The sequence below is a fragment of the Paenibacillus whitsoniae genome (assembly GCF_003955665.1).
Taxonomy (GTDB): Bacteria; Bacillota; Bacilli; order Paenibacillales; family NBRC-103111; genus Paenibacillus_E; species Paenibacillus_E whitsoniae.
In genome coordinates this window covers 35,647-61,308 of the sequence record NZ_RXHU01000039.1, presented here as the reverse complement: position 1 = coordinate 61,308, position 25,662 = coordinate 35,647, and the positions used below count along the sequence as shown (strand labels likewise).

20 protein-coding genes and 1 riboswitch are annotated in these 25,662 nt (G+C 56.1%); of the genes, 13 read left to right on the top strand and 7 right to left on the bottom strand.

The window, feature by feature from the left end; all coding sequences use genetic code 11:
• Nucleotide 1 precedes the first annotated feature (1 nt).
• The 3 genes from galE to EJQ19_RS14160 all read left to right on the top strand — a co-directional run bounded on the left by galE (nucleotide 2) and on the right by EJQ19_RS14160 (nucleotide 3,856).
• Nucleotides 2–988, top strand: coding sequence for a UDP-glucose 4-epimerase GalE (gene galE / locus EJQ19_RS14170; protein WP_126141887.1), 987 nt, complete (start codon nucleotides 2–4; stop codon nucleotides 986–988).
• A gap of 99 nt (nucleotides 989–1,087) precedes the next feature.
• Nucleotides 1,088–2,665, top strand: coding sequence for a UDP-glucose--hexose-1-phosphate uridylyltransferase (locus EJQ19_RS14165; RefSeq protein WP_126141886.1), 1,578 nt, complete (start codon nucleotides 1,088–1,090; stop codon nucleotides 2,663–2,665).
• Nucleotides 2,666–3,364: 699 nt separating this feature from the next.
• The gene (locus tag EJQ19_RS14160) at nucleotides 3,365–3,856 is read left to right on the top strand and encodes a hypothetical protein (protein WP_126141885.1); all 492 of its coding nucleotides are present in this window, start codon (nucleotides 3,365–3,367) and stop codon (nucleotides 3,854–3,856) included.
• 69 nt (nucleotides 3,857–3,925) lie between these two features.
• Here the strand turns inward: EJQ19_RS14160 and tenA are convergent, their stop codons facing one another.
• Nucleotides 3,926–4,612: a thiaminase II gene (gene tenA / locus EJQ19_RS14155; protein ID WP_126141884.1), complete on the bottom strand. Its 687-nt coding sequence runs from the start codon at nucleotides 4,610–4,612 to the stop codon at nucleotides 3,926–3,928.
• A 91-nt stretch (nucleotides 4,613–4,703) separates the two neighbouring features.
• A riboswitch (TPP riboswitch) is annotated at nucleotides 4,704–4,809 on the bottom strand.
• Between the two features lie 143 nt (nucleotides 4,810–4,952).
• On the opposite strand from tenA, the gene EJQ19_RS14150 reads away from it, so the two are divergent.
• The 4 genes from EJQ19_RS14150 to EJQ19_RS14135 all read left to right on the top strand — a co-directional run bounded on the left by EJQ19_RS14150 (nucleotide 4,953) and on the right by EJQ19_RS14135 (nucleotide 8,350).
• Entirely contained in the window at nucleotides 4,953–5,948 is a 996-nt protein-coding gene (locus EJQ19_RS14150; protein WP_126141883.1) for an acrylyl-CoA reductase family protein, read from the top strand.
• Nucleotides 5,949–6,036: 88 nt separating this feature from the next.
• Complete coding sequence (locus EJQ19_RS14145; RefSeq protein WP_126141882.1) at nucleotides 6,037–6,894, top strand: carbon-nitrogen hydrolase family protein; 858 nt, start codon at nucleotides 6,037–6,039, stop codon at nucleotides 6,892–6,894.
• Between the two features lie 90 nt (nucleotides 6,895–6,984).
• Nucleotides 6,985–7,665 carry a GNAT family N-acetyltransferase gene (locus EJQ19_RS14140; RefSeq protein ID WP_126141881.1) on the top strand — a complete coding sequence of 227 codons (681 nt, stop codon included), beginning with the start codon at nucleotides 6,985–6,987 and terminating at the stop codon, nucleotides 7,663–7,665.
• A 13-nt stretch (nucleotides 7,666–7,678) separates the two neighbouring features.
• Entirely contained in the window at nucleotides 7,679–8,350 is a 672-nt protein-coding gene (locus EJQ19_RS14135; RefSeq protein WP_126141880.1) for a GNAT family N-acetyltransferase, read from the top strand.
• Between the two features lie 740 nt (nucleotides 8,351–9,090).
• Here the strand turns inward: EJQ19_RS14135 and EJQ19_RS14130 are convergent.
• Nucleotides 9,091–9,543 (bottom strand): SRPBCC family protein, encoded by a 453-nt coding sequence (locus tag EJQ19_RS14130; RefSeq protein WP_126141879.1) that lies wholly within the window; start codon nucleotides 9,541–9,543, stop codon nucleotides 9,091–9,093.
• 93 nt (nucleotides 9,544–9,636) lie between these two features.
• On the opposite strand from EJQ19_RS14130, the gene EJQ19_RS14125 reads away from it, so the two are divergent.
• The 4 genes from EJQ19_RS14125 (at nucleotide 9,637) to EJQ19_RS14110 (ending at nucleotide 12,336) form a co-directional block, all read left to right on the top strand.
• The gene (locus tag EJQ19_RS14125) at nucleotides 9,637–10,437 is read left to right on the top strand and encodes a helix-turn-helix domain-containing protein (protein WP_126141878.1); all 801 of its coding nucleotides are present in this window, start codon (nucleotides 9,637–9,639) and stop codon (nucleotides 10,435–10,437) included.
• An 86-nt stretch (nucleotides 10,438–10,523) separates the two neighbouring features.
• Nucleotides 10,524–11,420, top strand: coding sequence for a GNAT family N-acetyltransferase (locus tag EJQ19_RS14120; RefSeq protein WP_126141877.1), 897 nt, complete (start codon nucleotides 10,524–10,526; stop codon nucleotides 11,418–11,420).
• Between the two features lie 180 nt (nucleotides 11,421–11,600).
• Nucleotides 11,601–11,972, top strand: coding sequence for a hypothetical protein (locus EJQ19_RS14115; protein ID WP_126141876.1), 372 nt, complete (start codon nucleotides 11,601–11,603; stop codon nucleotides 11,970–11,972).
• Complete coding sequence (locus tag EJQ19_RS14110) at nucleotides 11,956–12,336, top strand: hypothetical protein (RefSeq protein ID WP_126141875.1); 381 nt, start codon at nucleotides 11,956–11,958, stop codon at nucleotides 12,334–12,336. The genes EJQ19_RS14115 and EJQ19_RS14110 overlap by 17 nt, the downstream gene beginning before the upstream one ends.
• A 97-nt stretch (nucleotides 12,337–12,433) precedes the next feature.
• Here the strand turns inward: EJQ19_RS14110 and pyrH are convergent, their stop codons facing one another.
• Nucleotides 12,434–13,174, bottom strand: coding sequence for a UMP kinase (gene pyrH, locus EJQ19_RS14105; protein ID WP_206438418.1), 741 nt, complete (start codon nucleotides 13,172–13,174; stop codon nucleotides 12,434–12,436).
• Nucleotides 13,175–13,358: 184 nt separating this feature from the next.
• Nucleotides 13,359–14,597 carry an MFS transporter gene (locus EJQ19_RS14100; RefSeq protein WP_126141898.1) on the bottom strand — a complete coding sequence of 413 codons (1,239 nt, stop codon included), beginning with the start codon at nucleotides 14,595–14,597 and terminating at the stop codon, nucleotides 13,359–13,361.
• A 336-nt stretch (nucleotides 14,598–14,933) separates the two neighbouring features.
• On the opposite strand from EJQ19_RS14100, the gene EJQ19_RS14095 reads away from it, so the two are divergent.
• Nucleotides 14,934–16,025 (top strand): sensor domain-containing diguanylate cyclase, encoded by a 1,092-nt coding sequence (locus tag EJQ19_RS14095; RefSeq protein ID WP_126141874.1) that lies wholly within the window; start codon nucleotides 14,934–14,936, stop codon nucleotides 16,023–16,025.
• A gap of 66 nt (nucleotides 16,026–16,091) precedes the next feature.
• Here the strand turns inward: EJQ19_RS14095 and EJQ19_RS14090 are convergent, their stop codons facing one another.
• Nucleotides 16,092–18,983, bottom strand: coding sequence for an ATP-binding protein (locus EJQ19_RS14090; RefSeq protein WP_126141873.1), 2,892 nt, complete (start codon nucleotides 18,981–18,983; stop codon nucleotides 16,092–16,094).
• A 213-nt stretch (nucleotides 18,984–19,196) separates the two neighbouring features.
• On the opposite strand from EJQ19_RS14090, the gene EJQ19_RS14085 reads away from it, so the two are divergent.
• The gene (locus EJQ19_RS14085; RefSeq protein ID WP_164716550.1) at nucleotides 19,197–20,378 is read left to right on the top strand and encodes an EAL domain-containing protein; all 1,182 of its coding nucleotides are present in this window, start codon (nucleotides 19,197–19,199) and stop codon (nucleotides 20,376–20,378) included.
• 724 nt (nucleotides 20,379–21,102) lie between these two features.
• On the opposite strand, the gene EJQ19_RS14080 is transcribed toward EJQ19_RS14085, so the two are convergent.
• Both EJQ19_RS14080 and EJQ19_RS14075 read right to left on the bottom strand, forming a co-directional pair.
• Nucleotides 21,103–23,976, bottom strand: a complete 2,874-nt coding sequence (locus tag EJQ19_RS14080) for a DEAD/DEAH box helicase (protein WP_206438417.1) — start codon at nucleotides 23,974–23,976, stop codon at nucleotides 21,103–21,105.
• Nucleotides 23,964–25,556, bottom strand: coding sequence for an SWIM zinc finger family protein (locus tag EJQ19_RS14075; RefSeq protein WP_126141870.1), 1,593 nt, complete (start codon nucleotides 25,554–25,556; stop codon nucleotides 23,964–23,966). Before EJQ19_RS14075 ends, EJQ19_RS14080 begins: the two co-directional genes overlap by 13 nt.
• Nucleotides 25,557–25,662 lie beyond the last annotated feature (106 nt).

The window sequence follows — 25,662 nt, the reverse complement described above, 5'->3', positions numbered from 1 at the left end:
TATGGCGATTCTAGTTACAGGCGGAGCCGGCTATATCGGCTCACATACGGTTGCGGCGCTGCTGGAAAAAGGCGAAGAGGTCGTCATCGTCGACAACCTCCAGCAAGGTCACCGCGAGGCACTGCTTGGCGGCAAGCTGTACGCAGGCGATTTGCGCGATGCGGCTTTCATGGATACGGTGTTCAAAGAAAATGAGATCGATGCGATCATTCATTTTGCGGCGAATTCCCTGGTGGGCGAAAGCATGACGAACCCGGCCAAGTACTACCACAACAACGTGTACGGCACCCTGTGCCTGCTGGAAAAAATGAACGAATACGGCGTCAAAAAAATCGTCTTCTCCTCCACGGCTGCAACGTACGGCGAGCCTGAGAACGTTCCGATCCTCGAGAGCGACCGCACGCTGCCGACGAATACGTATGGCGAAACGAAGCTGGCGATGGAGAAAATGATGAAATGGTTCGACACGGCCCATGGCATCAAATACGTATCGCTGCGCTACTTCAACGCGGCCGGCGCGCATGCAGGCGGCAAAATTGGCGAGGATCACAGCCCGGAAACGCATCTGATCCCGATAATTTTGCAAGTTGCGCTGGGTCAGCGTGCGCATATTTCGGTCTTCGGCGACGACTACGCGACGGAAGACGGCACGTGTGTTCGCGATTACATCCACGTCAGCGATTTGGCCAGCGCGCATGTACTGGCGGTTGAGAAGCTGCGTGCGGGTGCGGACAGCAACATCTACAACCTGGGCAACGGCACAGGCTTCTCGGTCAAACAAGTCATTGACATCGCCCGTAAAGTGACCGGCCATGCGATCCCGGCGGTCATCGAGCCGCGCCGCGCAGGCGATCCGGCAGCGCTGATCGCCTCCTCCGAGCGAGCTAGAGCGGAGCTGGGCTGGAAGCCATCGCACGACTCCCTCGAAGAGATCATCGCGAGCGCTTGGAACTGGCATCAGAATCATCCGTACGGATACAGCAAATAGAGAAACGCAGGAGTAACCGAGCTGTCGTCAGATTATTAGGGCGGCGGCCGGTTCTGTTTGGCGGATAGGGCTTTTTGGCAGAAAGGGAAGTGACTAAGAATGGAACGTACATTACAAACACCGCAGACGGCTGGGCTTGCGATTGAACGGCTTTTGCGATTTGGCGGTCAAAACGGCTTGCTGGAGCCGCTGGATACGGTTGCTGCGCGGAATGCGCTGCTGGATTTGTTCGGCTTGGCAGAGCCGTATCAAGGCGATGTGCCGGAAGAGCAGCTCAACTCGCCGGTGCCGCTGCTGGAAGAGCTGCTGGACGCGGCTTACGAAGGCGGCTTGCTCGAAGAAAATACAATGACCTACCGCGATCTGCTCGATGCGCGCATTATGGGGCTCCTGATGCCGCGGCCTTCCGAAGTCGTACACCAGTTCTGGACGCTCGCGAGAACGCAGGGTGTGGAGGCGGCGACGCAGTATTTTTATAAGCAGTCGATCGATTCGAACTACATCCGCATGGACCGCATCGCGAAGAACGCTTACTGGCTGACGGATACCGCTTACGGCGATCTGGAAATCACGATCAACCTCTCCAAGCCGGAGAAAGATCCGAAAGAAATTGCCCTGCTCAAAACGCTGCCCCAAAGCAGCTACCCGGCCTGTCTCCTCTGTGTGGACAATCTGGGTTATGCAGGCCGTGTGAATCACCCGGCGCGGCAAAATCTGCGCGTCATTCCACTGGAGCTGGACAACGAGAAGTGGTACTTCCAGTACTCGCCTTATGTGTACTATAACGAGCACAGCATTATTTTTCATGAAAAACATATCCCGATGAAAACGACGGCGAATACGTTTTATCGCTTGCTTGACTTTGTCGATCAATTTCCGCACTACTTCATCGGGTCGAATGCGGATCTGCCGATCGTGGGCGGTTCCATTCTGAGCCATGACCACTTCCAGGGCGGGCGCCACAAGTTCCCGATGGAAAAGGCGCCGAGCGAGCAGGTGTTCTCGCATGCGGACTTCCCTGGCGTGAAAGCGGCGATCGTCAAATGGCCGATGTCCGTCATTCGTCTCAGCTCGCATAACAAGCAGCTGATTTATCAGCTCGCGAGCAAGCTGCTTGACGACTGGCGCGCTTACAGCGACAGCGAGGCGGAAGTGCTCGCGTTCAGTGAAAAAGACGGTGCGCGCGTGCCGCACAACACGATCACGCCGATCGCCCGCAATAATGCGCGGGGCGAGTACGAGCTCGATCTGGTGCTGCGGAACAACCGCACCTCCGCGGAGCATCCGGATGGGATTTTCCATCCGCATCAGCACTTGCACCACATCAAGAAGGAGAATATCGGCTTGATTGAGGTCATGGGGCTGGCGGTGCTGCCGGGCCGCCTGCAGGACGAGCTGGCGGACATCCGCAAGCTCCTGACGGGCGAAGCCCGCGCGGGGCGCGAGCTGGAGGAAGCGAGCCACCCGCTGCACAAGCACGCGGCGTGGATCGGGACGCTGCTGGCGCAGCATGGCACGTCGCTGAGCGCCGACGCGGCGCAAGCTCTGCTGCAGACCGAGGTCGGCAGCAAGTTCATGGACGTCCTGCTCGACGCAGGCGTCTTCAAAAGAGACGACGCCGGGCAGGCGGCGTTCGGACGGTTTTTGGCGGCGGCGGGGTTCGCGCCGCAGGGGTAAACGCAGGATGCGGATGGGCGGGAGCTCATTCGCTTGAATTGTGACGCTGAAGGTTGCGTGCAAACGGGAGAGAACTCTCGTTTGTGGGCGGCTTTCAGCGTTTTTTTGTGCACTCGGCGGAAGGGGGGCTTCGCACCGTGGTTTGGGTGAGCCCGGGCGTCGTGCCGGTGGAATAAGTCAACGTGGTTATCTTATTCCACCGGCAAAACCCCGTTAGGAGGAAATAAGCAAACCACGTTTACTTATTTGCTTGGAGTGGGCTTGTTTTGGGACTGTGCAGCCAGAATAAGACAACGCGGTTGTCTTATTGATCCCGAAATGTACCGTTAGGAGGAAATAAGCAAACCACGTTTACTTATTTGCTCGAAGTGTACACATGCAACAGGCGATGCACCTAGGGGGTACCCTTGGCACATAAACAAACTGGTCGAGCTGTGAAATTTCCCGCGCATCACCAGTTTTTTATGTCTTATCGCAGAGACGAACTTCGCACTGCCTTCATTCGTCAGAATTATAGGTGAAATCCAATAATACCCAGAGGGGGAGCAACCGATGCCTTGGCCCATGGTACATTTTGCAATAGCGGATAACGTGTGGAGGGGAGATCCATGTCCATATGCTCTAATTGGCAGTATTGCTCCGGATGCCATACATGCGAGAGTGGGAACTACGCGCGAAGATAAGGGCAGAACACACTTCATGGAAAATGCGGTTATGCCTACCGTTGCCCAAATCGGTCACCATGCGGTTCATTACTGGAGTAGAAACAATTCAGCGGAATGGAAAGCGTTCGTACAAGGCTATATTTCGCATGTGTATGCAGACTTGAGATGGACGGAAACCCTTTATGCAGAATTTGAAAGCAGCTATCGCGAAGACACGGCTTCGATGAGAAGCACATATAATCGGGAGGTTAGTCAGATCGAATTCAACCTGATGAGATCTGAAGCGTGGACGGAGCGCGTTATCGCCAAGCTACAAGAAGTAGAAGCATTTGCGATGCCGCCACTGATTGAAGCCGATGAAATCGAGGCTTATTCCAACGCAAAAATCGAATGGCTGCTTAATGCGAGCAACGAACCTGGGATCACGCCGATTTATTTTGAAGAAGAGAAAGTGCGGACTTTTATTTCTTACACATCCGAGGAGCTTCATAGGTTATTTAAGGAGTGGGGCATTACGGTGATATGACTTACAACAGCAGGCCATGCGGGAATGAACCCGACAGACCTGCTGCTACTATTTATGTGGGGGCCGAACCTACACCAATACCCTCTCTGGCACAGGCCAATCCTCCACGCGGTACGCCATATCGAAGAACATATACTCCAGCTGGCAGCTAATCATAAAATGCTCCCGCATCCGACGCTTTTCCTCCTCGGACGCCGTTACGGCCCACGCATCCAACTGCGCGCAGAACGCCATCATGCGGGGCTCGGCCTCAGGTGAGCCATAGAACGTGATCCATTCGTAGAACGGATGGTCTGGCTGCGGCTGGTAATCCTGCAGGATGCGCTGCGCCGCTTCCATGTATGTCCATGGGCACGGCAGCAGCACGGCATAAATCTCGCCAAGCGTCCCTTGCGCCGCTACGGTCAGCATGTGGCGCGTGTAGTGCTGCGCTGTCGGTGCCAGCGGGTAGCCCTGCAGCTCCTCGTAGGTGACGCCCGCCGCATGGCAGAAATTATTGTGCGGATGCACCTCACTATGCAGGATATAGCCGATCTTCTCATGGAACTTCGCGATTTCCTCGCGCGTTCTGCATTTGCTGATGCCGAGCCCGTAGACGCGCATGTACGCGTTCAAGTACTCAAAATCCTGCTTCACATAATGGATTAACTGCTCTTTGCCCAGCGCTCCTCTCGCAATGCCTTGCACGAACGGATGCTGGTAAATCGCCTCAAAAATCGGGTCTGCCGCCTCACGCAGTTCTTTCGTAAAGCTCATCTTCTACGCCTCCTAAGATAAAATGAAAAGCCGCCCCATCATGGAGCGGCGATGATCAGCTTAGGCGAACGTACGGCCAAGGCGTATCGGACAAATGCCGGCTCCACTTTCCTACGCTGGTATGATCCAGATCAGGTTATAAGGGTCCGGGGATGGTTCCCGTCTCAGCCACCGATTAGGCGCCCCTAGTGGAAATGCTTTACAGTTGCTTTTACCCTACATGGGGAAGTAGTTTTTGTCAATCCTAAGATGGTTGACCATCGGTCAAGATAGCCACGCACTCCATAATTTAGTAAAATATAAAAATGACCCAACCAGCCGATGAAGAAGGAGTGTGTCTATGGAAACTTTTCAAGCGTTGATGGTGGACCGGACGCAAAATGAGTTCAAGCTCGCCCTACAGGAGCTTCGCCTGGAAGATTTGCCGGAGGGGGAGGTCACGATTCGTGTCCGGTACTCCGGCATTAACTATAAAGACGCGCTCGCCTGCAGCCCGGCGGGGCGCGTCGTGCGCAAGTACCCGATGGTGCCCGGCATTGACCTCGCGGGCACCGTCACAGCTTCCGCCGACCCGAGGTACCGGGCCGGCGACGAGGTCCTGGTGACCAGTTACGAGCTGGGCACCGGCCACTACGGCGGGTTCGCGGCTTACGCCCGCGTCCCCGCCGACTGGGTCGTCCCCCTGCCTCAGGGCCTCACGCATCGCGAAGCGATGGCGCTCGGCACGGCAGGGTTCACGGCGGCGCTCTCCATCCACAGGTTGGAGAGCAATGGGCTTGCGCCCGAGCAGGGACCCGTGCTCGTGCGGGGCGCCACCGGCGGCGTCGGCAGCGCCGCCGTGTCGATGCTGGCCGCGCTCGGCTACGAGGTCGACGCGAGCACGGGCAAAAGCGCCGACCACGCGTACCTGCGCGAGCTCGGCGCGAAGCGCATTGTGCCGCGCGAGGAGCTGACGCCCGCGGCGCCGAAGCCGCTCGGCCCGGAGCACTGGGCCGGCGCGGTCGATCCCGTAGGCGGCGAGGGACTTGCCTACGTGCTCAGCCGCCTGCGCTACGGCGGCTCCGTCGCGCTGAGCGGCCTCACCGGCGGCGCGGAGGTGGCCGCGACGGTGTATCCGTTTATTTTGCGCGGGGTGAACGTACTCGGCATCGACTCGGTCTACTGCCCGTCTGCGCTCCGCAAGCAGCTCTGGGAGCGGCTCGCGGGAGAGCTGAAGCCGCAGCGGCTGGAGGAGACCGTGTACCGCGAGGTCTCGCTGGCCGGCGTGGCCGATGCCGCGAAGGAAGTGCTGGCCGGCAAGGTGCGCGGCCGCGTGTTGGTGCGGCACGAGACATGAGTGAACGTGCAATTGGTCACTGCCCTCTACAAGCAGCACGGGGTAGAGAAGGTCACGGGGGATTCACAAGAACAAGGAGGAGCACAACATGAAAATGCGGGTATCCGTGGTTCAATACCATTTACATACAATTGGCAGTTTCGAGGAATTTGCGGCGCAGGTGACGCATTATGTGAAGGTGGGGCAGGAGTTTGAGGCGGATTTTGTGCTGTTTCCGGAGCTGTTTACAACGCAACTGATGTCGATTGGGGACGAGAACGGCAAGGCGCTGCCGATTGAAGCGCTGCCTCGGTATACGGAGGCGTATAAGGCGCTTTTTCAGGGACTGGCCAAGGATACCGGTATGCATATCATCGGCGGCACACATATCGTCGAGGAGGGCGGAAAGCTGTACAACACGGCGTTTCTGTTCTATCCGGACGGCCGCGTCGGCGAGCAGAAAAAGCTGCACATTACGCCGACGGAAGTGAAAGAGTGGAGTATGGGTGCCGGAGATTCGCTGCAAGTGTTCGATACGGATAAGGGACGCATCGCCATCCTCGTCTGCTACGACGTCGAGTTTCCGGAGATCGTGCGGATGGCCCGGGCTCGCGGAGCGGATGTGCTGTTTGCGCCATCTTGCACCGATGACCGCCATGGCTTCCATCGCGTGAGGTATACGTGCCATGCGCGCACGATTGAGAACCAGATCTACGTCGTGACCACTGGGACGGTTGGGGCGCTGCCGACAGTGGATTTCATGCGGGCGAATTTCGGGCAGGCGGCGGTGATTACGCCGAATGACGTGCCGTTCCCGCCGAAAGGCATTCTTGTCGAAGGCGAAATCAATAACGACATGGTTGTGACGGCGGATCTCGATCTGGAGCTGCTGAACGTGGTGCGGGAGCGCGGCTCGGTGACGACGTGGCGGGATCGCCGGACGGATCTGTACACGGACTGGTCTTGAGGGAGTGTTGACGAGCTTGACGTTCGTCAATGCACAAGGTAGAAGGGAAGCGTTTCAGCATGAAAGGAAGGGATAGCCATCACCTTTTACATGAAAAAGCTCTACGTCTTCGACGGCAGCCAGCCGAAGGCGGCGGTGATCCGGACGTATGGGACGGCGGATTTTGATGCACTGATCGAGGTGCAGCAGGGAAGCTTTCCGCCGCCGTTCCCTTCGGAGCTGTGGTGGAACAAGGAGCAGCTCGGTGAGCATGTGACCCGATTCCCGCAGGGGGCGCTTTGCGTGGAAGTCGAGGGCCGGATCGTCGGCTCGATCACGGGGCTGCTCGTGGACAGCGCGGCCATGGCGGCGAGCGGCGACCACAGCTGGGCTGCGATTACGGATAACGGGTATATCCGTAGTCACGAGCCCGAAGGCGACACACTGTACATCGTCGACATCTGCATCAGGCCCTCGTACCGCGCATACGGACTCGGCAAATGGCTGATGCAGTCGATGTACGAGGTCGTCGTGCAGCTTGGGCTTGCGCGGCTGCTGGGCGGCGGCCGTATGCCGGGCTACGGCAAGCATGCCGATACGATGACGGCGGAGGCATACGTGGCGGCGGTCCTGGCCGGGGAGCTGAAAGACCCCGTTATCACATTCCTGCTGCGCTGCGGCCGGACTCCCGTTGAGGTCGTTGCGAATTACTTGGAAGATGAAGAGTCGCGGAATCACGCGCTGCTCATGGAGTGGCGCAATCCGTTCCGCGCTTCTTCACACGAACTATAGGAGGCATAAACACATGGACTACATTCGCATTACATCGATCGACAACCCGTTATTCCGGGATATGCATAACTTGATGAAAGAGGTTTTTCCGCCGGAGGAAGTGCTGGAGTATTCACTGTGGAAGGAGCCGTTGGAAGATCCGGGTATTCGTGTATTCGTTGCTGTGCACGAAGGCAAGGTGGTCGGCACGACGGAGTATCGTTATTATGAAGATTTTCAGGTAGCGATGACGGATTTTACGATCATCGGGCAAGCGGGGCTTGGCATCGGCCGTTTTCTGGCACGCCGACGTTGGAAGGATCTTGAGGAGCTGGCGGCCAGCACGGGCAGGCCGATGATCGGCATGTTCGCCGAAATTTATGATCCGTATCGTATCGAGGATCATGCTTTTGGCGGCGTGAAGCCGATGGATCCATATGTGCGGCGCGAAGTGCTATCGCACTTGGGTTACAAGCGGATCGACTTCCCGTATGTACACCCATCTTGGGAAAACAACGGGGAAGCCGTCGAGGAGCTGGATCTGTGCTTCCTGCCGACGGACGAGGACGCGGAAGAGATCTCCGCGCAGTTGGTGGCCGCGTTCCTGCGCCGCTATTATGCGGTGCTTGCGAATAAGCCCGAGGCGTGGGAAGCGATGGTCGCGGGGCTGGAGGCGCGGGAGACGGTGGCGCTGAAGCCGCTGTAGTTGTGGCGGCCGTCCCGTTGAGCTTGCCTGAAGTATGCGAGGTGTGGATCACACTGTAGCGCTTAAGCTAGTACAGCCTTTGTCAGTCCTCCGCTAGGCATGCCTGGCGTATGCGAGGTTGTTGTGCCAGACTGTAGCGCTGAAGCTAGTGCAGCTTTGTCAGCCCTCCGCAAGGCTCGCCTGGCGTATGTGAAGTTTGTTTGTGCCACATGATATCGCTGAAGCTAGTATAGCTTTGTCAGCTCTCCGCTGAGCTCATCCGGGATGGGCAAGGAGACGCGCGACACCGCAGCGCCTGAAGCCGCTCGTAATGCGAGCGCCGTCCGACCGCGCCTGCCCTGGGTTTTACAGCCGAGGCGTGGCGCGGAGCAGGCGGCAACAGCAAAAAAAGCAGGCGCATCACGCCTGCTTTTCTAAATATAGGGATAGTACTTTGCGAATGAATGAGCCAAGCGGGTCCTCAATAAGAGTGGTAAACCGCGCTTATTGCTGGGGGATTCGGTACACAGGTGAAAATAAGAGTGGCAAACCACCTCTATTTTCAAAAATAAAGGTTGATTTCCGCCACAGTGCGCCCAATAGCAGTGGTTAAGCCCCCTTATTTCTCCGCATAAGGCGCGATATGCCGGAATAGAAGTGGTCTACCACCTCTATTTCGAGCAACACGCTGCTAGGGGCTTCGACTAGCACTGAACTAGACGATCATTCGCAGCGAACGATCGGGGCGCTCGTGCCCTTTTTTACCATCCAAAATCCAGCGTCTTGCCCGTCTCTGCCAACGTCTTGATATTGCTCAAAATCATCGGCCAGCTTGCTTGGGTAGACTCGTAGCTAGGGTTATTCGGCGTCCAGTTGTCGTTCACTAGCGTAAACTTGGTGCAGTTGCCGACTGTTTCCAGCGTGAACGTCATCCGCGACTCGAACTCCGCGTGATTCTCGCGGTAGGAAGGGCCGGCGTGCTCGGTGCAGCTCAACATTTTGCCTTCCTCATAAGCCAACACGGTGCCGTAGACGTGAACGGTTTCGTCGCCATCATTGCCAGGGCCGATGTACTTGTACTCGGAGCCGACTTCAAACGTGGATACGAGGACGCTGCCGAACAAAATTTGACGCGTTCCTTCCGGTTTCGTGAGAATGTCCCATACCACTTGCTCGCTTGCGCCGATGTAAATCACATATTTTAAGGCTTCCATGTCATCGTTCCTCCTTGGTTTGTGGTTCTGCTTTTTTAGATTAGCTTACAGCCTGATCATTGTATTGTAAAAAAGCGACAAAGGGTGATGAAAATGAGTACAAATGTTCCTACACCCAGTCTAGGCATCATGAAAAAACAGCAAGGCGAACGCAAGTTTCAACTGTCCCGGCACGCGCCTTCCGAGGATTTGGCTTTTTTTATTCGCCATTATTGGCTTGTGTCGTGGGATCTAACGGGACAAGCTCCCTATACGCAGCATGTGATCCCGAATCCGTGCGTCAATCTGGTGGTCGAGCCCGGCAAATCGGCGATCTATGGCCCAGGTCGGGAAAAATTCGGCCAATACCTCGAAGGCAAGGGCTGGGTGTTTGGCGTGAAGTTTAAGCCCGGCGGTTTTTACCCGTTCGTAAAGCAGCCGGTATCCACTGTATTGGAGCGGCCTATTGGCATAGATGAAGTGTTTCCCTTCGACGTTAGGGAGCTGGAGCGCGAAATATGGGCGGCTACGGATACGGAAGCGCAGATCGCGATTGTGGAGCAGATGATCCGGGAGAAGCTGCCGGCGAAGGATGACCAGGTTGCGCTGGTGAACGAAATGGTCGAACGAATCGGCGAGGATCACGAGATCACGAAGGTGGAAATGCTGTGCGAGCGCTACGGGATTCATATTCGGTCGCTGCAGCGGCTTTTTGACCAGTATGTCGGAGTAAGTCCTAAGTGGGCGATCCGTATTGCCCGCATCCAGCATGCTGCCGAAACGGTAGACCTGAGCCGGGCGCATGACTGGTCGAAGCTGTCGATGGATCTGGGCTACCATGATCAGGCGCATTTTATCAAAGACTTTAAGTCGATTGTGGGTCAGACGCCGGAAGCGTATGCGAAGAAAGATTAGTTAAAAAGATAAAGTCTCTACCCCCGCATGCGCCCGCGCAGTATGATGAATACGCATGGACAAGTTCGTCATCAGGAGGTTGAACGATGAAACAAGGCATACACCCTAGAGCAGGTTTATCTTCGCAAGAGCTGGAAGGCGTCCGAACGTTATGGGAAACGTGCAATCACCACGATGGGATTGATATTAAATTAAACTGGGGGACTCTAAGCAGTCGACCTCCCGGCATTACGAACGATTTTCTCTATTACGAAAATGATGTGATCGTCGGCTTCCTCGCCATCTACAGCTTCCTCTCCACGGAGGTGGAGATCAGCGGCATGGTGCATCCGGCGGCGCGCCGGATGGGGATTTTCAGCGCGCTGGCGCAGGCGGCTGTGGCGGAGTGCCGGCGGCGGCATGTGCCGAAGCTCATCTGGATCAATGAGCGGGGCTCCGCCTCGGGCAAAGCGTTTCTCACGCAGCTGGGCGCAGCGTACGCGTACTCGGAGTACGTCATGGAGCTGCGCGATGACGTACAAGCAGCATCTGACGCTGCTGCGCCGGCAGATGCCACGATTGCGCTGCGCCCGGCCGTGCAGGCCGACGCGGAGCTGCTGGTCGCGCTGAATGCGGCCGGCTTCGGCATGCCGGAAGCGGATGCGCGCGAGTATGTCGCGCAGACGCTCGAGGGCGACCGCGAGCGCACCTGGATCGCCGAGCTCGGCGAGGCGCGGACGCCGATCGGCAAAATCGGCGCCATGCTCGACCCGGCCGAGCGGAGGGGCTTCATCTACGGCTTCTGCGTAGCGCCGCCGTTCCGGGGCCAGGGCTACGGGCGCCGGATTCTCGGCGCCACGATTGCGCTGCTCAAGGAGCGTGAGCAGATGGCGCACGTGAAGCTCGAGGTGTCCGTCGAAAACGAGGGCGCCCTGGGTTTGTACGAGTCGTGCGGGTTTCGAACGACGAGCGCGAACGATTATTATGTGTGGATGGTCGGGTAGGGATTTAGAATTGGACTTCACGTTTCGGGGCATGTTGTTGCTATGCCGCGGAATGTGAGGTCTTTTTGTATTTAAATACACGATTAAGTACATAATTGAATACATATTTAAGTATAAAACTAAATACTTATTATGCTATAATGGAGGTGTTACCAAATGAAGGCAAAGGGGAGAATCGCAATGTCAAAGGAAACACTTGCAACAGTAGAAAAAGTGCGCGGCGGTTTTCAGTTGGACAGTCAAATTCCGGTCACCCAGTTAGCCAGATCGACGGCGTGGAAAGGCAGTTTGGCTAAATTCTCCATGCTTCAAATACTTGACCGTAATCAGACGGCGGCCATTGTGCTTACACCAGAAGCGTTTCGGGCCGTTTTGACTTATATTGACGAAATCGAAGAAGAATTGGAATCGGCGCAGGTGGAAATGTTGCTGAAAGCACGGGAAGGGATGGAAAACTGGGAGAGCGGCGAAGAACTTGCTAGAAAGGCGAAGCAAAGCTTTCTGGAGCGCCAGGAGCTTCTGAGAGGGCTGCTGGATGGCAATCAGCAATGATCTGATTTTAGAATGGATTGACCGTGTAGCGAGCCTTCAGGGGATTCAGATGGATCCGACGGCGCTTGCCGATGATGTCCTGCTGATGGCTTTTGTCTATAAGAAAGAAGAGGAATTTGTGCTTGCCATGAGCCAGGTTGTAAGAGCGATTGGACAGCTTGTGGTTAATAAAGTTGAAGCCTCGCAATTAGAGCGCAACTATAGCGGGTGGGATTCTTACCATTTTCAAAGTAGACGTGTTCAGGGGCAGCGGGCAGATTTGCGTATTGTATTTCAGAACACTCAAAGCAGTCCTCTTAAGGTAAAAGGATTTGGAAATCGCCACATTCCCTCCGACATCTATAAACGCTTAGGATCACGTTGATGAAAATAGGTGAACAGCCGCCTCCTTGACAATGAAGTTCCTCGGATGGCGGCTGTCGATAGTTCTCGCAGGTTAGTCACGTGTGCCCAGTTTCATGCTAGTGGTACACCAACTCCGACGCCCCGCTAATAATCGTCCCCGTGTTCTGCCCGACGCAAATCTCTTTCATCGACCCCGGTTTGTCGAAATTGAACACATGAATCGGGATGTGATAATCCCGCGCAAGAATGAACGCCGACTGATCCATCACCTTGAGGTTGTGGTGAATCACGTCGTTGTAGTGAAGCGACTTATACTGCTGCGCATCCGTATGCAGCTTCGGATCGCGGTCATACACGCCGTCCACGCCCTGCTTCGCGACGAGAATGGCGTCGCAATTCACCTCAATCGCCCGCTGCACGGAAGGGTAGTCCGTCGTGACGAACGGCTGCCCGTTGCCGCCGGCGAAGATGACGATGTAGCCTTTTTCGAGGTGATGGATGGCCCTCAGCCGGATAAAAGGCTCCGCCACCGACGCGATCGGAATCGCGGTCATGACGCGCACCTCTGCGTCGGTTTTGGCTTTCAGCACGCCGCGGAGCATAAGGCTGTTGATGACGGTGGCCAGGGTGCCGATGTTGTCGGCTTCGGCTTTTTCAATCCCCCAGCTTTCGCCCATGTTTCCCCGGAAAATGTTGCCCCCGCCAATCACCAGACACACCTCGACGCCCAGACTGACGACGGTCATTATCTCATTCGCAATATGATCGAGCTGCAGGGGATCGAAGCCGAAGGAACTGCTTCCCGCGACCGCACCCCCGCTTAATTTGATGAGAACCCGTTTATACCGCAATGCCATGATCCTCGCTCCCTCTCTGATTCGTAATTGCCTACAAGACACAAAAAAACACTAAAGCCTCGAATAGGCCCTAGTGTTCCGTATAAGAAAAAGGGGAAGCCCAGGTGTCATTCATCCAGATCATACATAGCTTCATGGGCTTCACACCTTTCTTGTGACTGTGTTCGCCCTTATTGTACATGAATCAGGAAGCGCTTGGCAATTTCTTCGGTACCCGCACATGGACGAGGAGTCCGATCACAACCAACACGAGCAGGGAGCCGAGTGCGAGGCGGCTAGCCAGATTGCCATGCGAGGCGAACGCTAAGGTGATCGTACCGTACAGGGCTGGCCCGACGATGGAGGAAACCTTCCCGGAAAAGGCGAACAGCCCGAAAAATTGCCCGCGCTTCTCCTCCGGCGTCAGCTGCACAATCAGCGTGCGCGACGTCACCCACATCGCGCCCATGGATACGCCGTAGAGGCTGCCGGCCGCCCAGAACATGCTTTGCTGCGTCGCCAGGGAAGCCAGCGCGATCGCGACGATGAGGACGCAGGCGACGAGGGTGACGGCGCGCTTGGCGCCGAGGCTGCGCGTGACGTAGCCGAAGAGGAATGAACCGATGATGCTCGAGATGGTGGAGACGAGATAGAGCAGAATGAATTGACCGGTCGAGAAGCCCATCACCGTGTTCGCATAGACGGCCATGACGGCAATGGCCGTGGCAATCGCGTCGTTGAAGAAGAAGTAGGCGATCATGAACGTAAAAGCCGCCTGATAGTGGCGCGCCTCCTTGAAGGTGGCCCAAATTTCTTTATAGCCGCTGAGGAGCGATATGCTGCGGTCGGCGGTTTTGGCCGGCTTTTCTTTGAACAGAAACATGATCGGCAGTGAGAACAGCAGGAACATGGCGGCGCTTGGAATGAACGTATTTTCAAAATGGTTGCCTGTGACCAGCGGGTATACGACCAGACCGACCAACGTCCCGATATACCCGACGGCCACCCCGAAGCCGGAAATCAGCGGAATTTCACGCTCGTTCCCGAGATCGGAAATCATCGAATCGTAGAAGATCAGGCTGGAATTATAGAAAAATTTCGCGATCATGAAGAAGAACAGCACCCCGAGGATCGACAGATTCAGCCCAAGCCAGGCGGAATCCGTCCGCCAAAGCGCGGACAGCCCCATGAGCAGCGTCGCAGCAATAGCCACGAGGGTGAAAGGGACGAGGTAAGCTTTCTTTTTGCCTGTCCGGTCGATCCAGACGCCGAAGAGCGGCGACAGCAGCACGAGAAATAGGCTGGAAACCGCATTGGAATACGTGATGAACGTGCTGGCGATCTGATTCATTTCTTCGCTGCTGCCGAGCACTTCTTTTAAATAAAAGGGATAAAACACGGTCACGATGTTCGACGAAAAAATCGTATTCGCAAAGTCGTACATCGCCCAGGAGAAAATCGGTATGGAAAAAAACAGGGCCCACACGCTGCGCCCTTGCAGCTTCGTGGAAGCGGTTTCTAGCTTTGCCAATCGGGTCACGCCCTTTCTGAAGTGGAAGCCTCTTATCCTTACTATATTGGCGATGCGGAGGGGAAATCCCTCTTGTTTACAAGAAAAACATAAGACAGGAGGGGCAGGTTTATTTGAAGTGGGTGGAGAATAATTTTTCAATCCCCGTTTACGAGCAGCACCTTAAAACGGTATAGTTAAAGCAGAATTTTCGCGGGTTTTCTACGGCACAGGAGTGCCTGTTTATACCATTTGAGGGGATACGTATTCATGACGGCAAAGGATCAACGGCTAAGAATTATTATGGAAGTCCAGCAGCAAATGATGGTGTCGGACTTTGATTTGAAGTCTTTTATGCAATTAGTTTGTGACCGGATGTGCATGCTCACACCTGCGCACGGCTCCACAATTGAAATTTTGGACGAGGACGATATGGTCTACGCTGCAGTCAGCGGAACGTTGTCCCCTTATTTAGGCATCAGGTTGAGCAGGTTTACGAGTTTGTCGGGCAAATGTGTAGCGGAGAAGAAGATTCTGTACGCTGCGGACACAACGTGCGACGAACGGGTTGATCGAGAAGCTTGTCAGCGTGTTGGGGCTCGCAGCATGGTGTGTGTGCCCTTGTTCAAGGCGAGCAGGGCGGTTGGGGTTCTAAAAGTGATTGACAGTGAGCCCGACGCGTTCTCCCCTCGGGATATTGAAACGATGCAGCTCTTGTCGATCGCACTGGGCGCGGAGCTCTCAAAGCAAATGAACTACGAGGAGAAGGTTCGCCTCCTCAAAGAATATGAAGAATTGCTAGCGCAATTGCGGCTGGAGATTAAGCGGCGAGAAGCCTTGGAACATGAATTGGTTCAACTGACTGAGCGTGATGTCCTCACGGGGCTGCTCAATCGGAGGGGCTTCAGCGTACGGCTTCAGCAGTGGATGCAGCGTGTGGGCGAGGGGGACGGCCAGTTTGGCGTGTTTTATCTCGACCTCAACAAATTCAAGCAATGCAACGACACGTACGGTCATGAGATTGGAGATCTGGTGTTAAAAGAATTCGCTCACCGCTTGAAGCAAGCGGTGTCAGAGCATGACCTCGCCGCTCGCGTGGGCGGAGATGAGTTTGTCCTGGCGGCCTGGCTGCCGCAGGGCAGGGAAAGCCTGCTCGGCATCGCCCGTGGCATTATCGCTCGGATGGAAACGCCTATGCAGTGCAAGGCATATTCGCTGGCCATGTCGACAAGCGTCGGCTGCACCGTGTGGTCGTCGGGCATGACCGAGATGGAACTTATCCGTCTTGTCGATGAATCGATGTATCTCGCCAAATCAAGCGGTTCAAACCGCATTGCGGTTGATGGCAATTTGCTGGAATAGACAGGCCCTGCCCGCACAAAAATCCCCCGCCTCCATCCGGAAGCGGGGGATTTTTTACATACGCCGCTACTCCGACTGCGGCTTCTTGATATTCACTTCGATCATGTCCTGATTCTCCTGGACGCCCAACACTTCGATGCCGTTGCGCTGCAGCTCGTCGGTCAACGCTTCCTTGTCTTGCGCCGGGAACACGTAGGCGTGGCTGCGGCCGCCCTCGATGAGGCGTTTGGCGACTTGGACAAGGCGTTCCATGGTGAACGGCTTTTTCAAATACTTCTCGATTTCCTTCTCATGGTAATCATGCGGCGGGTCAAGCGCGGTGGAAACAATCACCGGCGTCTGCGCGTGCAGCGGATGCTTGTAAAGGCCCGCGATGAAGTCCCAGCCGGATTTTTCGCCCTCCAGCAAAATATCCACGATGAACAGGATCGGTCCCTCACTGCGGCAGCGTTCCAGCGCAATCAGGCCTTCCTCGGCGGAGCGCAGCTGGATGGAGGGCAGCGCCAGCTTGTTCAGCGCAATCTGAATCAATTTGGCGAGATTGTCGTCATCCTCCAGAATGACGATGCGGCCGTCCATATCCGCAATTTCAAACTGTGCGAGTTCGAGCTGGAACGTCGTGCCGTGACCCATTTCGGATGTATAGGTGATCAGGCCGTGATGGCCTTCGATAATCTCTTTCACGATGGCGAGGCCGAGGCCGGTGCCACCGATCTGCCGGCGATCCGAGTTGTCCACCCGGAAAAATTTGGAGAACATGTTCCCGCGGGCTTCCTCCGGAATGCCGAGTCCGTAGTCCTGGATGGCGATGGTTACGCGGCCTTGGTCGGCAGATAAATAAATATCGATGTGATCCGCGCCCGGCGAATACTTGATGGCGTTGCTGATCAGGTTATCAAACACCTGGCGAATCCGGTCGACGTCCGCACGCACCCACAGCTCTTTCCCGGTCTCGTGGTGGATGTTCACGCGATGCCGTTGCTTATCCTGCCACTGTTCGGCGATGTCTCTCAGCATATCCGGCAAATGCACCGGGGCAAAATGATACGACTGTCGGCCCGACTCCATCCGCTGGAGATCCAGGAAATCGTTGATCAGATTGGACAGGCGCTGTGCCTCGCTGTAAATGGTTTCCATGTATTTCTTCTGTTTGTCCTTCGGCAGCTCGCGGTGCAGCAGGATCTCGATAAACCCGAGCACGCTCGCCAGCGGCGTCCGCAGCTCGTGGGAGACGATGGAGATGAACTCATTCTTGATTTCATCGATGCGCTCCTCTTCCGTCCGGTCACGGAAAACGAACAGATAGCCTTGCTGCTCGGTGCCCTCGCTCACAAGGGTGGCGTACAGCTCGGCATGCTGCATGTGCTCGCCCTGCATAAAGCTGAAGCGCTGCGTCAGGTGCGGCAGCGAGCGGTCGATCAGCGCCTCGATCGAGGCGGCGACGCCATAGAAGCTGGTCACCTCCACGCCGATCTCGTGCGCGCAGGCGACCAAATTCTCACCGATGCGCTCGTGGAGCCCGAAATACATGTTCATCCGCTGATTGGAGAACAGGATCGTGCCCTGTGCATCGCACATCATCATGCCTTCATGGGCGGATTCCAAAATATTTTGAATCAGATCCCGTTGTCCCTCCAGCAGCTGCTTCTCCAGGATAAGCTGCTCGTTCAGTTCGGCCAGATCGACCGCTTGCTGCAGTTTCTGGTCATTCATTACCTGCGCGTAAAATGCCAGTCCGAACTGGCGCACGAGGCCTTTGGCCAGCCGCTGGTTGTCTTCCTGGGAGAACGAGCTTTGGTAACTCGTCAGGAGCAGAAAACCGATGACCGTCTGCGTATCGTCCATGAGCGGGATGTATTGCTCGACGGCGCGGGCCATCCCGCGATGGACGCCCTGCTCGCGCTCCGTCACTTCGCGCGTGTGTACCAGCGGTACGCCCTCTTCAAAAACGCGCTTCGCCGGGCCGTACAATTCCTGCACGACAGGCTGCACCTGCCCTTTCGGGTAGCCCATCGCATGCACAACTTCATAGTGCACGTCCTCGGAACCCGGTTTGCCGCGGTGCTCCAGCACAACGAGCGCGGCATCCTGCGAGAGTGAATTGAGAAGCGCAGGCAGCGTATTTTTCAAAAACTCCGATAACTTGACATATCCTGTCAGTTTCTCTTGATAAGAAGAGAGAAGCTCTAACTCGCGCTCGCGCTCGGACAGCTTGGCCAATGTGGCTTGCTGCTCTTCCTGTTGAGCGATGATTTCTTCATTCTGGATCTCGAGACTCTCCGCCATGTAGCGGTACGTCTCTTCACTCTTGCGCAGCTCCAGCTCCGCCTGGAAGGCGCGATAAAAGACGACAATCGACATGCCGCCGGCCATCAACGCGATTAGACCGCCGACAAGTGTAATGATGCGGGACGTGCGCCCTGCCTTGTGAGTGGCATCGTAAGCGTTGGTCGTAAGCTGATTAATCGTTTTTTCCATAGAAGCGTGGATGACCCGATAGCGGTCCATCATCGTTTTGCCGGTGCCGATGCGCGCGTTAGCTTCGTCCAGCTTGCCCGCTCGGATCAGCTCCAGCTGGGAGTCGTAGTAGCGCTGCAAGTTCGTAATCGCGGGCTTCGCCTGCGTATCCAGGATGATTTGCAGGGTCGGGTATTTGGCGTCGAAGCTTGACATCGTCTCCAGATCCTGCGCGATCTGGCTCTTGCCGCTGTTGTACGGTTCGAGGAATTGTTCATTGCCGGAGATTTCGAAGCCTCGGATGCCCGTTTCCTGATTAATCAGATTCGTGAGCAAGCTGTTTGTCGTCGTCAGCAACGGCAGGACATCGCCAACGATCGCATCGCTTTCATTTTCCATATTGCGGGATGCGATAAAGCTGGAAACGCTGACCAAGGCCAGCAATATGACGATAAGTACGACGTACAGCATGGAGATGCGTGATTTTGTGAAGGATTTCATTAGAAAGCTCACCTGAATTCTTTATAAAATGGCGGTAGTATCCTTGCAAAAATTTCGACAAAGGGTTACAAAATCCTGCAAAACGCGGTAATGTTATGTATTCTGACATAATAGATTGCAAGAAGTGGGAATGTCGTTTACAATATGGTCAAATACATCGTCCGATAACCATGTTCTCATGGATTTGAACGCAACAGGAGGCGCACGGTGCAGGTGAAAAACATCAGGATTCCGCCACGGCATGAGGTAAAACCGTTTTTTCAGCCTATACTTTCCTTGCAAAGCCAAGAAATCATTGGGTACGAAACGCTGGGCCGGCATGTTCGGGAGAGCGGTGTGGAAAGTTTAGGGGCTTTCTTCCATAACCCTGACATCCCGGAAGAGATGCACCTTATGATTGATCGGCATCTCAGGGAACAGGCCATCCAGCGCTTGGCGTCCACGGCGAATGACGGTATGCTGTTCATTAATCTTAAGCCTTCGTGGATTTATCGGACGTTTAAGCGAACGGGCAAACTGCCGACGATTGAACTTCTCAAAAAGTACGGTGTCGATTCCTCCCGCATTGTCATTGAGATTACGGAGGAAGAGTTTACCGGCGGCTTGCAGGAGCTGACCTGGATTGTTGAACAGTATCGCGAATTCGGCTGTACGATTGCGATTGACGATGTGGGGAGCGGATTTAGCAATTTTGACCGGATTGCGAGTCTGCAGCCGAAGATTTTGAAAATGGATCTAAACATTTTGAAAAAAAGTCTTTTCCATGACGGTTACAAAGCTTTGATGCAGTCGTTTTCGATCTTGGCGGGGCAGATGGGAGCTTCATTGCTGGTCGAAGGCGTCGAGACAAAGAAGGAGCTGCAAAGCGCGCTGCAAGTCGGAGCCCGGTACGTGCAGGGCTATTTGTTCGCCAAGGCGGAGCCGGATCTGCTGCCAAAGGATACGTTCAAGCTGATGCTTAAAGAAGAAATGAAGCTGTTCGGCCGGCAGGAGTTCGAGCGCTACAACAGTCTATTGACCGTTCCGCAGAGTTTGGACGAGCTGGTGCATGCCTCGTATGTTATCACTTCGGCGGGAGATGCGGACGCGCTGATCGAACAGGCGATCCGCAATGTGTCGGAGCAGTGCATCCGCATCTATATCTGCCGAGAGGACGGTTATCAAACCTCGTCGAATTATACCCGCCGTGAGGAAGGGTGGGGCAAGGATGAAAGCTACCGTGGGGCGAACTGGACGTGGAGGCCTTACTTTATCTCGAACATTCTGATGATGGACATGCAAAAGCAAGGGATTCTATCGCAGCCATATACCGATCTGGACACGTCGCAGCAGATCCGAACGTACTCTTGTGCGCTGAGCGAAGGGTATTACTTGTTCTTGGATTTGTTGATGTGAAGTCGATGCGGTGCCAAGCAGTGGTGCGATAGCACGATAGCGTCAACGTCTTAGCAGGCGTACCGAGAACAAAAGAGGTTATCTCAGGCGGGAGCTTGGGATAACCTCTTTTGTTCTGCTGCTGGCGTGCAGGCTTCGCGGCACGATGGGAGGGAGGATGCTCGCCTGGCTCGTAGGAGTCTGGCAATCGACGTTCGGACTGCTCCAAAGATCCCGCTATAGGACCTGTGCCCAGCTTCGGCTCCTCTTGGCGGCAGTTTACTGTAAAACCTACATCTTTTTCGCCCAAATTGGCTTAAAAAGAAGAAAAACCTGCAAATTCTACAGGTAATATGCTGCCCACCGGCCGTTTTCCCCCTTTCGAAGGGGGAATGGCCGAATTTACATGTACAAAATGCAGGTTCTCCCGTCGGATTAGAGCCAATTGCGTGAATTTGCTGTACAAAATGCAGGTGGGCAGTGTGCGCGTGGTGGAGTAGTGCCAGAATGAGCAAAGGCTGCCACCAGCAGCGGTTGTTTCGAGGGGCGGGGGCCGTAGCACCAGAACCAACAAGCAACCAGCTTTAAACGGACACAAGCCTCCACAGCAGCACGGGTACCAGCGCAGCAAGCGTACAGGTCTTCACAATAGCACGGGTACCATCGCAGCGTGGAGTACAGACCTTACCAGTGAACCCGGCCATGCGTAGTCAAGCTGCCGCGCCCGGCACTACTTTTCTCCGCGCTAAGCCTCCACCCACTCGCGACGCAGCGAGAACAGATCCCGCAGCTCGTCGGTCGACAGCTCGGTGATCCAGTTCTCGCCGGAGCCGACGATCTGCTGGCTCAGGCCGAGCTTCCGCTCGATCATCTCGTCGATGCGCTCCTCGAGCGTGCCGAGGGTCACGAACTTGTGCACCTGCACGTGCCGCGTCTGCCCGATCCGGAAGGCGCGGTCGGTCGCCTGATTCTCGACGGCGGGATTCCACCAGCGATCGTAGTGGAACACATGGTTCGCCGCCGTCAGGTTCAGACCGATGCCCCCGGCCTTCAGCGAAAGCACAAACACATTGCGCTGCGCTCCCGCCGGGCGATCCGCATCCTGGAACGTCGCGATCATCTCGTCGCGCGACGCCTTGGGGGTGCCCCCGTGCAGGAACAGCACGGGCTCGCCGAGCTCCTGCTGAAGCACATGCTGCAGCAGGGTACCCGTCTCGACAAATTGCGTGAAAATCAAGCATTTGTCGCCTTCCTGGCGCAGCTCGAGCACCATCTCGAGCAGGCGCTCGAGCTTGTTGGAGCGTCCGCTCCACGGGGCGCCAAGCCCTTCCTTTAAAAGAAGCGAAGGGTGGTTGCACACCTGCTTGAGCTTCGTCAATGCGGCGAGAATGAGGCCGCGCCGCTCCATCGTCGAGAGCTTATCCAGCCGCTCGAACATGTCTTGAATATAATTCTCGTACAGCGAGCCCTGCTCGGCCGTCAACGAGATAAATGTTTTGGATTCGTTCTTTTCCGGCAAATCGAGTTGAATCGCCGGGTCCTTCTTCTCCCGCCGCAGCAGGAACGGCCGGATCAGCTTTTGCACCTTGCCGATCGTCTCGCTGTCCTGCGTTCGCTCAATCGCATTCACATAGCGATGCGTGAACTCGCGCACCGTCCCTAGATAGCCGGGATTCGCGAAGTCAAAAATCGACCACAGCTCCGTCAGCCGATTCTCGATCGGCGTCCCGGTCAGCGCAATGCGATGATATCCGTTCAGCCGGCGGATCGCGGAGGCTTGCTTGGTGTAGGCGTTTTTGATGTTTTGCGCCTCATCGAGACAGATCGAGTTCCAGACGATGTCGCCGAGCTCGCTTTCATCCAAATGAGACAACGTATAAGAGGTCAGCACGAGGTCGCAGCCGCCCACCAGCTTTTCTTTGAAGGCTGCGCCTTTCAACCGGCCCGGCCCGTAGTGCAGGTGCACCTTCAGGGAAGGGGCGAAGCGCTTGAGCTCCATCTGCCAGTTGCCCAACACGGACGTTGGACAGATCAGCAGGGAAGGCGTCGCCGGTGCCTCCGACTCTTTGACCGTCAGCAAATAAGTGATCCATTGGATCGTTTTGCCGAGGCCCATGTCGTCGGCCAGACAGCCGCCAAGCCCGAAGCGGCGCAGGAAGAGCAGCCACGAAATGCCGTCAACCTGGTAATGCCGCAGCGAGCCATGGAAGCTCGGCGGAGGCTCGGCTTTCGGGATGGACGCGGTCTGCGTCAACTGTTCGATCATCTGGGTGAGCTGCTCGTTCAGCTCCACCTCCATGTCGAGGTAGCGCTGCGCATCGGGATCGTCATCAACCGGCAGTAAATCTCCAGCCTCCCCGGCAAAATGCAGCTCCAATACATCGCGAAACGACAGGCCCTGCTTCTTCTGCACCTTCTTCATGATCAGCTCGACCTGCGCCATGAAGCGCGGATCGAGCTGAATCCAGTTGCCGCGAATCTGCACGAGTTTGCGCTTCTCTTCCAGCAACTGATAGAACTCTTCCTCTGTGAGTTCGAGATCGCCAACCGCCAGCTTCCAGTCGAACTGCATGAGCTGGGTGAGCCCGAACATCGTTTCGCGGGCGGAGCCCACGGACGATTTGATCTTCGCGCGCAGCTTGGGCCGCTGCTTGCGGATGCGCTCCCACCAGGCCGGGAGGAACACGCTCGTGCCGGCCTCAACCAATCGGACGCTTCCCTCGGCGAGGAAGCGCCAAGCCTCCTCCTCCGTCAGGGTCTGACGGAGGGTGCCGTCTCCCGCATCCAGCCATGGCAGGATGCGCACCCATTTCGCCGCGTCCCGGGAGACGCGGCCCACTTCCTCCAGCCACGCCTCCGGCAGTGGCTGTTCACCCGCGACCGGCTCGCCGTCGGTCGTGACGGTGCGCAGCACCTCCGGCGCCAGCCGGTCCTGCAGCAGCACGCGCAGCCGCCAGCCTGCGCCGTGCGCCAGGTCCGGCTCAGCGAGCTGCAGGCACGTACGCATCGGCGTGCGGTCCTGGCGCCAGCCGATCGCGACGAGCCAGTCCTCCTCGTCGAGCCACAACGAGCTGTCGAGCTCGCCGCGGCTCATGAGCGGGTGCGCCGCTTCCAGCTTGCGCAGGGTATCCTTCATGACGCCGTCGCGGTCGACCCATTCTGGCACGAGCGCGTGAATCCAGCGGAGCATCGTTGGCGACTCCAACGCTTGCAGCTCTTCCGAGAGCCGAAGCTTCCAGCCGATTTCGCCGGCTTTCCATTTTTCATAATCGGGCATGAAGCTGCCGGTGGCGAGCGCCTCGCGCAGCGCAGGGGCCAGCTTCAACAGGTCCTGACACGTCGGATCCCAGATCAGCTTGAGATGCTGCACGGGCTCCGGTGAGCTAAAATAATCAAGCGCTTCCAGAGGCAGCAGCTCGATGCCTTCCCGGTTCTGCCATTCGCTCGGCTCGAAGAAGGTGCCGAAGAACGATTCGCGATGCCAGGCGAACAGCATATTTTTCAAATCAAGAGCGTCCCATATGCCGCCGTTTGCGCGGGAGCCCCACAGGAACAGATGGCCATTCGGCAAAGAGCCGGCATGGACGGTCAGCGCGCTGGTCTCGATCATCGAATCCATTTTCCTTTCTTCAGCTCTTCTTGAAAAGCACGCAAGCGGGAGAATTTATCCGCCAAGCGATAAATATAGTGCTCCCAGCGGTCGTCCTGGCCAATCGATTTATAGATGCTGTGCAGCTTTTTCAGCAGGCGGACAGCGGTTTTGTAGGAAGCACGGTTTTTCTCCAATACGGCACGCTCCGCGGCTTGATGGTAGAGCGGCAGGAGCAGCGCGGGGTCGTGATCCTCGATCGCTTTGAGCTCAAGTCCATACAAGTTCAGTGGCGAAATCCGGTTGGCCAGCTGCAAATCCACCCATTGCCGATAGCGGTTCGTTTGCAGGAGGTAGGCGGTATAGTAATAGTAGGAACGCGGCAAGAGGGCCTCCATCACCCCGACCCATTCGCTGTCGGAAGCGAGATGCTTCGTCGTATCCAGCCAATATTGGCAAAAGGTGCGAAAATCGTCCTGCCCCGCCGCCGCAATCGAGTTGAACAGCCAGCGCAGCCACACGAGTACTTGCTCCCATTGGCCTTCATGATAGTAAGCGTTCACGTATAAAAAGAATTCCTTCGCATGCGGATGCGTGAGCTGCTCCAAGCGCGCGAACGCCCGGTCCGTTTCGCCCTGCATAATATGAAAATGCGCCCTGGCAGCCAGCAATACGTCCCGTTTCTTCGGCAGCATCTCCTTCTTGGCGAGCAGCGTTTCCAGACGCGAAACTTCCTCCTGCTGCGCCTGCACCTGCTTGGTCAGCTTCCACCAGACGATGCGGTAGACGAAAAGCCAGTCAATCGGGCTGTCTTTGCCTTGTAGGGCGGATTCACCGAGCATCCGCATCGTCGCGTGCCAATGCTTCGGTTCGGCGCTGTAAGCTCGGTTCAGGTCCATGCTTTCTACGCATTCGACAAGCTTATCTTCACAATGTTTAGCGGTGATCCGGCATCCGTTTTCGTGATAATACGACAAATAGGAGCTTTTCGTCTCCTGATAAAACTGCTCAATCTTGCGCATCATGAACAGCACGATATGAAACTGGTAGAGCTCGCGCAGGTCCTGCTTCCAATTCGCCGCAAAAGGGGGCAGCGATTCCAAGGCCGAGTCGTAAAACGTCTCGATGGAATGCTGATGCGAAATGGAGAAGCCGTGAAACTTCCCTTCAAAAAAACGGTGCCAATCGACGGGCAGTGCATGCTCCTGCGGCACATTGGCCGCAGGAGCGGGCTTGCGCTCCGGGACGGGGGCTGCGCTGCGCGTCGTTTTGCGCCGGGTATGAATCTGCTGCTTGAGCTGTTGGAGCAGAAGCTCCGGTCGTCCATAGGGGACGAACAGGGAGAAAAAGACCGCCCCGATATGGGGGCAGTTCGCACCGGCCTCGCACGTGCACGTGCTCTCCGCGTAATTTTCCAAATTCAGCTCCGCGGTTTGCATCGCCTGATCGGCGACGGTGGCGACCACGCTAAGACCTTGGAGGTCGACTTCGGCCACACGGCCTTTATGAAAAGCCTCCCACCCTTGCTCCAGACGGGCGGCGTCGAAATGAAGCGGGATCTGTTTGATCAGGTAGTTCATTCGATTTTTGGGAATCTGCAGTTTCAGCATGTGTGCGCTCCTACCCTCCGAACGGTTCATTCCTACTCCCATAGTAACAGTTTTTTCCGAAATTGCCCATTTCCTTAGTGTATGCCAAACGGGATTTTTTTAAAAT